Raw genomic sequence first — 13,085 nt, 5'->3', positions numbered from 1 at the left:
AGAGAAACGAGGCCTGCCGCGCATCCCGGGGCCCGTCAAGTATTCGTTAACGCTAGAATTACGTCGCAGGAAAGGTGCTCACGAGCACATTCCATTCCGTTATATGGACCCCCAAGATGATTTCCCTTCGTAACTTCGCCTTGCGCCGTGGCGAGCGGCTGCTGTTGTCCAATGTCGACCTGACCCTGCACGCGGGGTACCGCGTGGGCGTGGTCGGCCGCAACGGGGCCGGCAAGTCCAGCCTGTTCGCCGCTGTGAAGGGTGAGCTGGAGGCGGACAAGGGCGACGTCGATCTGCCCGGCAAGATCCGCATCGCCAGCGTGGCCCAGGAAACCCCGTCGCTGCCCGACCCGGCGCTGCAGTTCGTGCTGGAAGGCGACACCGAGGTGGCCGCCGTCATGCGTGAAGAGGCTGCGGCCGCGGCACGTGAAGACTGGGAAGCCGTTGCCACCGCCCACCAGCGCATGGCCGAGATCGGCGCCTATGACGCCGAAGCGCGCGCCGGCAAGCTGCTGCATGGCCTGGGCTTCCCGGCCGAGACGCACTCGCGTGCGGTCTCCTCGTTCTCCGGCGGCTGGCGCGTGCGCCTGAACCTGGCACGCGCGCTGATGATGCCCAGCGACCTGCTGCTGCTGGACGAGCCGACCAACCATCTGGATCTGGACGCGGTGTTCTGGCTGGAGCAGTGGCTGCTCAAGTACCCGGGTACCCTGCTGCTGATCTCGCATGACCGCGAGTTCCTGGACAACGTGGCCACCCACACCCTGCACCTGCACGGTGGCGGCGCCAAGCTGTACGTTGGCGGTTACACCGATTTCGAGCGCCAGCGCGCCGAACAGCTGCGCCAGCAGCAGCTCGCCCACGAGAAGGAACAGGCCGAGCGCGCGCATCTGCAGAGCTTCATCGACCGCTTCAAGGCGCAGGCCAGCAAGGCCGCCCAGGCGCAGAGCCGCATGAAGCGCCTGGCCAAGCTGGCCGGCACCGAGGCCGTGCGCGCCGAGCGCGAATTCCGCATCGAATTCGCCCCGCCGGCCAAGCTGCCGTTCTCGCTGATCCGCCTGAACCATGTCGAGGCCGGTTACGGCGCCGATTCGGTGATCCTGCACAACGTGGGCTTCGGCCTGGAGGCCGGCCAGCGCATCGGTCTGCTCGGCCCGAACGGCGCCGGCAAGACCACGCTGGTGAAGACCCTGGTGGGTGAACTGGACCCGATCAGTGGTGAGCGTGCCGCGCATCCGGACCTGCGCATCGGTTACTTCGCCCAGCACACGGTGGAATCGCTGCACGAAGGGCAGTCGCCGATGGAGCACTTCCGCGACCTCGCCCCGGACGCGCCGAACCAGTCCTTCCGCGATTTCCTCGGCAAGTGGAACTTCGCCGGTGACCGCGCCTTCGAACCGGTGGATGGATTCTCCGGTGGCGAACGCGCGCGCCTGGCGTTGGCGCTGATCGCCTACCAGCAGCCCAACGTGCTGCTGCTCGACGAACCGACCAACCATCTGGACCTGGAAATGCGCGAAGCGCTGGCTGAAGCGCTGGCCGACTTCGAAGGCGCAATCGTGATGGTCTCGCATGACCGCCATCTGATCGGCCTGGTCTGCGATACCTTCTGGCGCGTCGCCGATGGCGTGGTCGAGCCGTTTGACGGCGACCTGGATGCGTACGCGGCCTGGCTGCGTTCGCGTCCCGCCGCGCAGGGCACCAAGCACAAGCTCGCCGCGGCCGCCCCGGAGCCGGCACCGCCGACCCCGCCGCTGCCCGCGCGCAAGCCGGCCAACCCGCACAAGCTGGCCGCCGCTGAAGCCAAGGTCGGCGAACTGGAGGCGCTGTTGGCCGACCTGGACCGCCAGCTGGCCGATCCGTCCAACTACGCCGATGCGACCCGCATGGCCGTGCTCGGCCGTGATCGTGAAGCCACTGCCACCCTGCTCAGCAAGGCCGAGCAGACGTGGATGGAATTGCTGGACGCCTGATCGGGGCGGGCGATGCGGCACGCTGGTCGTGCCGCATCCCGTGTAGATCCACGCCATGCGTGGATGAGGTGCGTTCCGACGTTCGGCTATCCGCGCATGGCGTGGATCTACCGGGCGTCCAGCCATTCCCGGAACCGCCGCGCCGCATCACTCTCGGCGCGCGAGCGAAGCCGCGTCAGCCAGTACCGCCCCAGCTCCAGCGTCTGCGCGAAGGGCTGGATCAGGCGGCCGTGGGCCAGATCCTGCTCGAACATCTTCAACGGCAACAGCGCCACGCCGGCGCCTGCGGCGGCGGCACTGGCCAGCGTCAGTGACGAATCAAACACGGGGCCGCGGGCGTCCAGTTCCGGTACGCCTGCGGCCTGCAACCAGCGTGGCCACTCATCGCTGCGGTAGGAGCGCAACAGCGGCACGCTGGCCAGATCGCGCGGCTGCCGCAGCGTACGTGCCAGCGCCGGCGCGCACAGTGGCGCGAACGGTGCATCCAGTACGGGTTCGCTGACCTGCCCCTGCCAATCGCCATCACCGAACCGGATCGCCAGGTCCAGCCCTTCACCGGCCAGGTCGATGCGGTTGTTGTGGGTCTGCAGGCGCAGCTCGATATCCGGATGGCGCGCATTGAAATCCCCCAGGCGCGGCAGCAGCCAGCCGGTGGCGAAGGTGCCGACCACCCCCACGCTCAGCACCTCGCGGAAATGCCCGCCGACGAACCGGTCCAGGCTCACCGCGATACGGTCGAAGGCCTCGTTGAGCACCGGATACAGGCGCGCGCCTTCGTCGGTCAGTGCAACGCCACGCGGCAAGCGGGTGAAAAGCGACACCCCCAGCCGATCCTCCAGTGCCCGGATCTGATGGCTCAGCGCAGCCTGGCTGACGCACAGCTCCAGCGCGGCGCGGGTGAAGTTCTGGTGCCGGGCAGCGGCCTCGAAGGCGCGCAGGGCATTGAGCGGCAGCTGGGGGCGGAGCATGGGCGAGCCGTGAGCAGGGGTGATGCATCATCGCACCGCGGGGCGGTGCCAGCACGCCAATCACCACGGATACACCAGATTTCGTGGGGTTGGGAGGCGTGCTTCCGTTGATGGTATTAGGTGAGCTGATGGCTCCCGATGAAAATCCTCGCTGGTGGCCGGCGCGCAACCTGCCAATACTCGGGCCTTCGCCAAGGAGAACCCCATGATCGCTCGACGACAGTTCCTGCAATGGACCGGCGCGGCCGCCGCGTCTGCATTGGCCGCCACCGCCTTCGCCAAGACGCCGCTGCCCTCGCCGCAACCTGCCGTCGCGGCGAAAGACTTCGCAGCGTTGGAAGCAGCAAGCGGTGGTCGCCTGGGCGTGACCCTGCTCAACACCGCCACCGGCTGGCGTACCGGCAACCGCCAGGACGAACGTTTCCCGATGTGCAGTACGTTCAAGTTCGTATTGTCTGCGGCGGTCCTGCATCTGGCCGACCAGGGCACGCTCCCGCTGGACCGGCGCATCCCCGTGCGCCAGCAGGACATGCTCTCGCATGCGCCGGTGACGACGCGACACATCGGCAAGGATGTCACCGTGCGCGACCTGTGCCGGGCAACGATGATCACCAGCGACAACCCTGCCGCGAACCTGCTGCTGGGGGTGGTCGGGGGACCGGCCGGGGTGACCGCGTTCCTGCGTGCCAATGGCGATGCGGTGACCCGCAATGATCGGCTCGAGCCGGAGATGAACCGCTTCACTCCCGGCGACCCGCGCGATACCACCAGCCCGGCCGCGATGGCGGCGAGCCTGCAGCGCTTCGTGCTCGGGGATGTGCTGAAGCCTGCCTCGCGGCAGCAGCTGGCGGATTGGCTGATCGACAACGAAACCGGCGATGCGCGGCTGCGTGCCGGTTTGTCCAAGGCGTGGCGGGTCGGCGACAAGACCGGCAGCAACGGGGAGGACACCACCAACGACATCGCCATCCTGTGGCCGCTCGCCGGCGGTGCGCCGTGGGTGCTGACCAGCTACCTGCAGGGCGCGACGGTGGACGATGCCGGCCGCAACGATGTGCTGCGGCAGGTGGCCGTGATCGCCGAAGGCATCATGCAGCAGGCCGGGTAGGCGATACCGCCCGGGAGGCACCGACCGTTGGTCGGTGCGCACGCCGTAGTGCCGGCCGCTGGCCGGCAACCCATGAAACCGGCATCGCCCGCAGCCGGCACCGCTTGGAGCCGGCCAGCGGCCGGCACTACCTGGAGCCGCCGGCCAGCGGCCGGCACTACCGTTCCCGCGTCAGCCTTCGGATTGGCTGGTGCGCACGGCCTCCAGGAACTCCCGGCCCCAGCGATCCACGTCGTAGTACTCCACGCTGCCGAACAGCTGGCGCATGCGTCCGGTGGCTTCCTCGTCGGGCATCGACAACGCCTGCAGCAGGCCAGCGGTGAGGTCGGCCGGGTCATGCGGATTGGTCAGCACCGCGCCCTTCAGCTCGGCCGCCGCCCCGGCGAATTCGCTGAGCACCAGCACGCCGTTGCTGCCCTCGATCCCCTGCGTGGCCACGAACTCCTTGGACACCAGGTTCAAGCCATCACGCAGCGGGGTGATCCACATCACCTGCGCGGCGGCGTAATGGGCCACCACTTCTTCGAACGGCAGCGCCTGGGCGAAGAAGCGCACCGGCGTCCAGTCCAGCCGCGAGAAGCGCCCGTTGATCCGCCCCACCGCCTGCTCGATCTGGTTCTGCAGCGTGCGGTAGATGGTCATCTCGCGTGCGGCCGGCACGCAGATCATCAGCAGGGTGACCTTGCCCTGGCGATCCGGATGCTGTTCCAGCAGGCGCTCGAACGCCTCCAGTTTGGCCAGCGTTCCCTTGGTGTAATCCAGGCGCTCCACCGAGAGCACCAGCTTGCGCGCGCCGATCTCGCGGCGCAGCTTGAAGATGTCGTTGCGCACGTCACTGCGTGCGAGCACGTTGTGGATGCGGCGCAGGTCGGTGCCCACCGGATGTGCACCCAGAGCGACTTCGCGATCGCCCACACGCAGGCGCGTGGTCATCGTGTCCAGGCCAACCGCGCACCCGTAGGTGAGGAAGCGCGGGGCGCAGCTTTCCCACGCCAGGCGCTCGGCCGGCATCGCACCGCGGACCACGTCCACGAAGTTCTCCACCTGGCGCGGAATGTGGAAGCCGATGTAATCGCAGCTGAGCAGGCTGCCGATGATCTCGCGGCGCCACGGCACCACGTTGAACACATCAGCCGAGGGGAAGTAGGTGTGGTGGAAGAAGGCGATCTTCAGGTCCGGGCGCAGCTCGCGCAGCGTGGCCGGCACCATCCACAGGTTGTAGTCGTGGATCCACACCGTCGCGCCATGCGCGGCTTCGGCGGCAGTGGCCTCGGCGAACTTGCGGTTGACCTTCAGGAACACCTGCCAATCTTCCTCGCGGAACTTGGCGCGCTCCCAGAACACATGCAGCATCGGCCAGAACGCTTCCTTGGAAAAGCGCTTGTAGAAGATGTCCACTTCCTGCTTGCTCAGCGGCACGCGCGCGGCGGTCAGGGTCGGGTAGCGCTCGGCATCCACCGGCAGGTGGGTCTGGAACGGGCCGCGCTTGGGCTCATCGATGCCCCAGGCCACCCAGGAGCCTTTCTGGCCGCCTTCGAAGAAGCTCAGCAGGGAGGGAATGATGCCGTTCGGCGAACGCGGGGGGCGCTGCACCAGCACGCCGTCTTCCATGACTTCATCGAAGGGCAGGCGGTGGTAGACCATCACCAGGTCCGCCCCGTCGGCGCGTGCCTGCGCCGGGGGGCGCAGGAAGGGATCGTCATCGGCAAGCAGGTGGAAATGTTCGATCGCTTCGAGAATGCCGCCACACCCCGGTGCCTGCGCGTGGAAGGTGTGGTCCAGGTCGGCGGTGGCGGCGGTCAGTGCCGGCTCGGAATCGCCGACGCACACCCCGCGGAAACCGGAGGTGTACATCGACAGGTCGTTGAGGGTGTCACCGGCGACCAGGATGCGGTCGCGCGGCAGTTCCAGCAGGCGCGCAAGCGCGGCCAGGGTGCGGCCCTTGTCGGTATCCGGCGGCAGGATGTCCAGATAGCGGTCGGCCGAATACAGCACATCGCAGCCCAGCGCCTGTGCGGCCGCCTGGATCTGCGAGCGCAGTGGCGCCAGCGTGTCCGGATCACAGAAGTAAGAGCAGCGGCGTTCCTGCGGCACGTCCTGGCGCTGCAGCGCGGTGAACGGACGCATCGCCGCGGCGACCACCTGCTCACCCGGCCAGTGCGCGTCGATCATCGATTGCAGGGGCTGCAGCGGCTGCAGGGTGTGGCCATCGACGACGGTGGCGCCGACATCGCAGACCACGTAGTCCGGGCGCGGAATAGCCGGATCGGAGAGCAGGGGCATCACCGCTTCCAGGCCGCGGCCGGTGATGAAGATCAGGCGGATGCCGGGGTGCTGGTCGACCAGCCGGTAGAGCCGATGGCGCGCGGCGGCATCGCCGGCGAGGAAGGTGCCATCCAGATCGGTGGCAAGGATCAGTTGCGGTGCCGGCGGCGCCGGCGGTGTACGGGTTGGAGTGAGGGAGGTCGGTGTCGAAACAGTCAATGCACTTCCTTATCGGAGTCAGAGGGGAGGGGGTTATCGGGATCCGGCGGTGCGGTGTCGGTCTCGGGCATGAGCTCAAGGGCCGAGGGCGTGGTGCGCAGCATCAGCCGGAACCCGACCGGATGCGTGCGCAGGCGCTGGAAACTGAGCAGGCGCGCGGTGGTGAACAACGCCAGCAGCATCAGCACCACCGCGAAGTACAACGGCAGCGCAGGCGCGCCAAACCGTTGCATGGCCGCACCGGCCAGTGCCGGGCCAAGCGCAGCGCCCACGCCATGCACCAGCAGCAGGCTGGAGCACCCGGACAGCAGGTCTTCGCGTGGCAGGTAATCGAGCATGTGCGCCACGGCGAAGGGATACAGGGCGAAGGCCAGCCCGCCGTAGAAGAAGAACAGGCCGAACAGCACATGGGTCTGCAGCTGGATCATCGGCAGCGACGCCACGACGGCGATGCCGGCCGCAGCCAGGCTGAGGGCGACCAGCCCGGTGCGGCGGTCATGCCCGTCGCTGATATGGCCCAGCGGCCACTGCAGCAACGCGCCACCGGCGATGGCGGTCAGCATGAACAGGGCCACGCCATTGCCATCCAGGCCGACCTCGCCGGCGTACACCGGCAGCAGGCCCCAGAACGCGCCCATCGCCAGCCCGGACAGGCCGGCGGCAACGGTCGCCACCGGCGCCATCGTGTACAGGCGCGCCAGTTTCAGGCGCGGCACCGAGGGAATCTCCGGCGGGCGCAGCCGCGTGGCGGTGACCGGCAACACCGCCGCGCAGACCAGGATGGCGGTGAGCATGAACATCGAGGTCGCGCCGGCGTCGCCGAGCATCAGCAGTACCTGGCCCAGGGCCAGTGCCGAGAGATTGACCACCATGTAGAGCGAGAAGGCGCGGCTGCGCAGCCGGGGGTCGGGTTCGGCGTTGAGCCAGCTCTCGATCACCGTGTACAGGCCAACCAGCGCGATGCCGGTGAGGATGCGCAGTACGCCCCAGCCCACCGGATTGATCCACAGCGGGTGCAGCAGCACCGCGATGGCGGCGAGGGCGGCAAAGAAGGCAAACGCACGGATATGGCCGATGCGGCCGATCAGCGAGGGGGCGAAGAAGGTGCCGATGAAAAACCCGGCGAAATAGCCGGACATCACCAACCCCAACGTGCCGGCACCGAAGCCGGCTTCACCACCGCGCACCGCCAGCAATGTCCCGAGCAGGCCGCTGCCGGTCAGCAACAGCGCCACACCGGTGAGCAGGGCGGTCAGCCGCAACACGCGTGCGTCCTTCGTGGGGAAGAAGGCGAACGAATCACGTGACCGACCATAACACAGGGGCAATGAAGCGCTGGTTGCAGCGGCGCGGATGCGTTGGCAACCCTGTCTGTCGCATCAAGCGCGCGGTTTGCGCTGCCCGCTCGCGCCCGTTAGGGTGGGGGCATGAACGCAGTCAAACTTCTTCCTTTGGTCGCTGCGCTGGCGATCACCGCCTGCAGCGGCACCAATGACACCGTCGGGCACGAGGTGTCGATGGCACCGTCCGATGCCTTCATGTCCGCCGTAGCCGCGCACTGCGGCAAGGCGTTCGAAGGCCGCATCGCGGTCAACGAACCGCGCACCGATGCGCCCGATCCCTTCGAGGGCAAGCGCCTGGTGATGCATGTGCGTGGCTGCGAGGATCCGGCACACGAGCTGCGGATCCCGTTCCATGTCGGCGACGACCACTCGCGCACCTGGGTGCTGAGCCGCACCGAGAACGGCCTGCGCCTGAAGCATGATCACCGCCACGAGGATGGCAGCCCGGATGCGGTCACGATGTACGGCGGCGACAGCAAGCCGCCGGGGACCGCGCAGCGCCAGTCGTTCCCGGTGGATTCGGATTCGGTGGCGATGTTCCGCAAGGCCGACATGCTGGCCTCCGTGCAGAACACCTGGGCGATGGAAGTGGACCCCGACCAGCGCTTCGTCTACGAGCTCACCCGGCCGGGCGGGCGCCACTTCCAGGTGGTGTTCGACCTGACCAAGCCGGTGGCGTTGCCGCCGGCGCCGTGGGGTAGTGAGACGCCGGCACCGTAACCCCGGCCTCCCGGCGCCGGCCGCAGGTGGCCGGCAACGCAAGGGTGCCGACCCACGGTCGGCACCGGGTGCAGGGCTGGGCCGCTCAGCGCGCCCCGAAGCGGGCGCGGCAGCCGCCGCTGACCCACAGGCTGCCATTGCTGTAGCCCCAGCTGCGGCCCTCCACGCAGGCCGTGCCGGACAGCTGCTGGACCAGTGCCGGGCGCCCCTGGCGGTCATCCCACGCGCAGGTCTGCTGGCGTTTGTCGTTGCTGCTGCAGGTCACGCTGTAGTTGCTGTTGCCACCGCCGCCCCAGTTGCCGCCGCTGTTGCCACGCGCCTCGGCGAACTCGCCGCGGCAGCCGCGGTTGACCCACACCGCGCCATTGCGCACGCCCCAGGTCTGGCCTTCGACACAGGCCGTGCCGGAGATCTGACGGACCAGGGTCGCGTTGCGCCAACCGGTGTTGCAGGTCCGCTCGCGGTTGTCCTGGCTCTCGCAGCGGATGGTCGCCCCGGTGCCGCTACCGCCGCCCCAGTTGCCGCCATTGCCGCGTCCCTCGACGAATTCGGCCCGGCAGCCGCCGCTGACCCAGACGGTGCCATTGCGCGAGCCCCAGTTGCGGCCCTCGGTACAGGTCGTGCCGGAAATCTGCCGGGACAGCCGGGCGCTGCGCCAGCCGGTGTTGCAGACCCGCTCGCGGTTGTCCTGGCTTTCGCAGCGGATCGTGCCGTTGTTGCCGGATCCGTTGCCGCCGCCATTCCAGCCGCCGCCGTTGCCGTTGCCGCGCAGCGAGGTGGCGATGTCCTGCTTGATGCGTGAGAAGCTCCAGCCCGAGTTGACCTGGGCCAGGTAGAAGCGCAGCTGGTCATCCGGGATCCGGCGGCCATTGGACTGGTCGGCGTATTCCTGGGTGATGACCCGGCTGCGGTCGGAGGAGGACAACTGCGACAGATTCTCCGGGGCATAGGCCCGGGTGCTGATCTGGGCGTGCAGGGCCGGGGCCATACAGGCCAGGGCAAGGGTGAGGCAGGCGGTGCTCAGACGGCGTTGCATGGCTACATCCCCGTGCGGTCGTTGGTGCGCGGACTATAGGAATGCCCCCGGTTCAGAGCGTGTGATGCCGGGCCGCGGCGCCCGGATTTGCCCCGCCGGGCTGGCGGCCGCAGAATAACGGGCTTTCCGGCGCAGCTTGGCGCCGGCACTCTCCTGCGGAGCTTTACCCCCATGCGTACCCACTTCTGTGGCCTGGTCGACGAGACCCTGATTGGCCAAACCGTTACCCTCGCCGGCTGGACCGACGTTGCCCGCAACCAGGGCGGCGTGGTCTTCATCGATCTGCGCGATCATGAAGGCATCGTGCAGGTGACGGTGGAAGTCGACAACGCAGCCGTGTTCGCCGTGGCCGCCAGCCTGGGCTACGAGGACGTGCTGCAGGTCGAAGGCGTGGTGCGTGCGCGGCATGCGGCCAACGACAAGCTCCGCACCGGCAGCGTGGAAGTGATCGCCACGTCGATCACCGTCCTCAACAAGGCCGAGCCGCTGCCGTTCCACGCGCACGAGAACCCGGGCGAGGAAACCCGCCTGAAGTACCGTTACCTGGACCTGCGCCGCCCGGAAATGCAGCGCATGCAGCGCACCCGCATCAAGCTGGTGCAGGCCCTGCGCCGCCACCTGGACGCCACCGGTTTCCAGGACATTGAAACCCCGATCCTGACCAAGGCCACCCCGGAAGGCGCCCGCGACTTCCTGGTGCCGGCGCGCATGCACCCGGGCGAGTTCTACGCCCTGCCGCAGAGCCCGCAGCTGTTCAAGCAGATCCTGATGGTGGCCGGCTTCGACCGCTACTACCAGATCGCGCGCTGCTTCCGCGATGAAGCCCTGCGTGCCGATCGCCAGCTGGAATTCACCCAGCTGGACATGGAGTTCGCCTTCGTGCGCGAGCGCGACGTGCAGGACTTCGTGGAAACCATGATCCGCGCCATCTTCAAGGAAGTGGTGGACGTGGAGCTGGCCGCCAGCTTCCCGCGCATGACCTGGGCCGAGGCGATGCGTCGCTATGGCTCGGACAAGCCGGACCTGCGCATCGCGCTAGAGCTGGTGGACGTGGCCGAACTGGTCAAGACCAGCGAATTCCCGGTGTTCACCGCGGCCGCCAACGATGCCGATGGCCGCGTGGCCGCGCTGCGCATCCCGGGCGGCGCCAGCCTGTCGCGCAAGCAGATCGACGAATACGCCGCGCACGCCGCCAAGTACGGCGCCAAGGGCCTGGCCTACATCAAGATCAGCGAGAGCGGCGAAGTCAGCTCGCCGATCGCCAAGTTCTTCAGCGAAGAAGCCTTCGCCGCGCTGGTCGCCCATGTCGGCGCCGGTAACGGGGACATCGTGTTCTTCGGCGCCGGTGGCTATAACAAGGTCTCCGATTTCATGGGCGCCCTGCGCCTGAAGGCCGGCAAGGACTTCAACCTGGTCGCCGCCGGCTGGGCACCGCTGTGGGTCACCGATTTCCCGATGTTCGAGTACGACGACGAAGCCCAGCGCTACGTCGCCCTGCATCACCCCTTCACCGCCCCGGCGGTGGACGACATCGCCGACCTGCGCGCGAATGCGAAGACCGCCGTGTCGCGTGGCTATGACATGGTGCTCAACGGCAACGAGATCGGCGGTGGCTCGATCCGTATCCACCGCTCGGACATGCAGAGTGCGGTGTTCGAACTGCTGGGCATCGGTGCCGAAGAGGCCGAGGGCAAGTTCGGCTTCCTGCTCGATGCGCTGCGTTTCGGCGCGCCGCCGCACGGTGGCATCGCCTTCGGCATCGACCGTATCGCCGCGCTGATGGCCGGTACCGAGTCGATCCGCGACGTCATCCCGTTCCCGAAGACCACCGGCGCGCAGTGCCTGATGACCGGCGCCCCGTCGCCGATCCCGGACGAGCAGCTGGCCGAAGTGCACGTGCAGGTCCGCCCGCGCGCCGCCAAGGAATAAGCCGGGACGCGCCGGCCCCCGGTCGGCGTCGACACGTGGCAGGTACCGACCGGTGGTCGGTACCTGTTGCGGATCCTGCCCGCCAGGATCGACAGGTTCGCGGGTCGTGGGGCGCCATCGCCGCCACGTTCAGGTAAATTGGCGGTTCTTGCCGATGCCGATGCTCCCGCCGTGACTCCAGGCCGCTATACCATCCGCCGCGCCACCCCGGACGACGCCCAGACCCTGTCGGTGCTGGCCACGCGCACGTTCGTGGAAACCTTCGGCTCCCTGTACCCGCCCGAAGACCTGCAGGCCTTCCTGGATGAGGCGTACCCGGCGCAGCGCCAGCGCATCATCCTTGAGCACCCCGATTACGCGGTCTGGCTGCTGGAGCTCGATGGCGTCGCCGTGGGCCATGCCGCCGCCGGCCCCTGTGGCCTGCCGCATGCCGAGGTGCAGCCCGGCGATGGCGAACTCAAGCGGCTGTACCTGATCAAGGACCAGCAGAGCTGCGGCTGGGGCAGCCGCCTGTTCGAAACCGCGCTGGCCTGGCTGGAACGGGAAGGCCCGCGCACGCTGTGGCTGGGCGTCTGGTCGGAGAACTTCGGCGCGCAGCGGTTCTATGCCCGCTATGGCTTCAGCAAGGTCGGCACCTACGAGTTCCCGGTCGGCAGCGTGCGCGACCTGGAGTTCATCCTGCGCCGCCCGCCCACGGCGGGCTGAGCACGACATCGTCATGGCCGCAGCGGCTTCACCTGCCGTTGGCTGGCCCATTTGTCTAATGACGCTGTTTCCTTCTGCAGGCGCCCCGCCCAATGGGCGAGGCTGACATCATGAATCCCCCCGTTTTACTGCTGCATGGCATCTGGAACGCACGCGCCTGGGTCGGCCCGTTGGCCTGGCGCCTGCGCGCCCGTGGCTTCACCGTGGATACCTTCGGGTATTCGAGCGTGTTCGGTGGCCCCGAGGTGGCAGTGCCGCAGCTGCTGGAGCGGCTCAAGGACAGTGGCCCGGTCTCGCTGGTCGGCCACAGCCTGGGCGGACTGGTCGCCCTTGAGGCCCTGCGGCGCGCCCCGGAGCTGCCGGTGTCGCGCGTGGTCTGCCTGGGCTCGCCACTGCGCGGCAGCGTGACCGCCCGCTCCCTGAGCGATCACGGCTGGTCGCTGGCGCTGGGGCGCAGCTCGGAACTGCTGCTCGATGGGCTGCCGGCCTGGGAGGGCAGGGCCCAGGTCGGGCTGATCGCCGGCTCGGTCCCGCATGGGCTGGGCAGCCTGCTGGGCGCCTGTGGCGAGGCCTCCGATGGCACCGTGGCGCTGGATGAGACCCAGCTGCCGGGGCTCGCCGACCACTGTGTGATCCCGGCCAGCCACAGCGGGCTGGTGTTCTCGCCCGATGCCGCGCGGCAGACCGCCGCCTTCCTGCGCGATGGCCGGTTCCGGCGCGATGATGCGGCCCACGCCGCCTGAGCGGGCGGGGGTGGTGACACGGGCGGGGCGGCGGATCAGGTAGAATTCGCGCCCTGTTCCTGACAGAAGCACGAGA

At 68.4% G+C, this 13,085-nt stretch carries 10 protein-coding genes; 6 read left to right on the top strand and 4 right to left on the bottom strand.

Annotated features, from left to right (window positions below):
• The first annotated feature begins 116 nt into the window (after positions 1 to 116).
• Positions 117 to 1,973, top strand: a complete 1,857-nt coding sequence (locus PV764_RS06695; RefSeq protein ID WP_019186132.1) for an ABC-F family ATP-binding cassette domain-containing protein — start codon at positions 117 to 119, stop codon at positions 1,971 to 1,973.
• Between the two features lie 107 nt (positions 1,974 to 2,080).
• Here PV764_RS06695 and PV764_RS06690 read toward each other — a convergent pair whose 3' ends face one another.
• A complete protein-coding gene (locus tag PV764_RS06690; protein ID WP_284128847.1) occupies positions 2,081 to 2,941 on the bottom strand; it encodes a LysR substrate-binding domain-containing protein in 861 nt (286 codons plus the stop codon).
• Positions 2,942 to 3,146: 205 nt separating this feature from the next.
• Here PV764_RS06690 and blaL2 point away from each other — a divergent pair, with 205 nt between their 5' ends.
• Positions 3,147 to 4,049, top strand: coding sequence for a L2 family extended-spectrum class A beta-lactamase (gene blaL2 / locus PV764_RS06685; RefSeq protein WP_284128848.1), 903 nt, complete (start codon positions 3,147 to 3,149; stop codon positions 4,047 to 4,049).
• A 171-nt stretch (positions 4,050 to 4,220) separates the two neighbouring features.
• Here blaL2 and ggpS read toward each other — a convergent pair whose 3' ends face one another.
• Both ggpS and PV764_RS06675 read right to left on the bottom strand, forming a co-directional pair.
• Positions 4,221 to 6,467: a glucosylglycerol-phosphate synthase gene (gene ggpS, locus PV764_RS06680; RefSeq protein ID WP_026070239.1), complete on the bottom strand. Its 2,247-nt coding sequence runs from the start codon at positions 6,465 to 6,467 to the stop codon at positions 4,221 to 4,223.
• Positions 6,468 to 6,529: 62 nt separating this feature from the next.
• Complete coding sequence (locus PV764_RS06675; protein WP_421116340.1) at positions 6,530 to 7,798, bottom strand: MFS transporter; 1,269 nt, start codon at positions 7,796 to 7,798, stop codon at positions 6,530 to 6,532.
• A 162-nt stretch (positions 7,799 to 7,960) separates the two neighbouring features.
• Between PV764_RS06675 and PV764_RS06670 the strand changes: the two genes are divergently transcribed.
• Positions 7,961 to 8,596, top strand: coding sequence for a hypothetical protein (locus PV764_RS06670; RefSeq protein ID WP_051010555.1), 636 nt, complete (start codon positions 7,961 to 7,963; stop codon positions 8,594 to 8,596).
• Positions 8,597 to 8,681: 85 nt separating this feature from the next.
• Here the strand turns inward: PV764_RS06670 and PV764_RS06665 are convergent, their stop codons facing one another.
• Positions 8,682 to 9,632, bottom strand: a complete 951-nt coding sequence (locus tag PV764_RS06665; RefSeq protein WP_284128850.1) for a DUF3011 domain-containing protein — start codon at positions 9,630 to 9,632, stop codon at positions 8,682 to 8,684.
• A gap of 171 nt (positions 9,633 to 9,803) precedes the next feature.
• Here PV764_RS06665 and aspS point away from each other — a divergent pair, with 171 nt between their 5' ends.
• The 3 genes from aspS (at position 9,804) to PV764_RS06650 (ending at position 13,009) form a co-directional block, all read left to right on the top strand.
• On the top strand, positions 9,804 to 11,561 hold the full coding sequence (gene aspS, locus PV764_RS06660) for an aspartate--tRNA ligase (protein ID WP_019186138.1): 1,758 nt from the start codon (positions 9,804 to 9,806) through the stop codon (positions 11,559 to 11,561).
• 171 nt (positions 11,562 to 11,732) lie between these two features.
• Complete coding sequence (locus PV764_RS06655) at positions 11,733 to 12,266, top strand: GNAT family N-acetyltransferase (RefSeq protein ID WP_046274331.1); 534 nt, start codon at positions 11,733 to 11,735, stop codon at positions 12,264 to 12,266.
• Between the two features lie 110 nt (positions 12,267 to 12,376).
• Positions 12,377 to 13,009, top strand: a complete 633-nt coding sequence (locus PV764_RS06650) for an esterase/lipase family protein (RefSeq protein WP_026070240.1) — start codon at positions 12,377 to 12,379, stop codon at positions 13,007 to 13,009.
• Positions 13,010 to 13,085 lie beyond the last annotated feature (76 nt).

The sequence above is a fragment of the Stenotrophomonas sp. AS1 genome (assembly GCF_048957655.1).
Taxonomy (GTDB): Bacteria; Pseudomonadota; Gammaproteobacteria; order Xanthomonadales; family Xanthomonadaceae; genus Stenotrophomonas; species Stenotrophomonas bentonitica_A.
The sequence above is the reverse complement of the archived record's forward strand: the minus strand, read 5'-3'. Positions and strand labels throughout refer to the sequence as shown.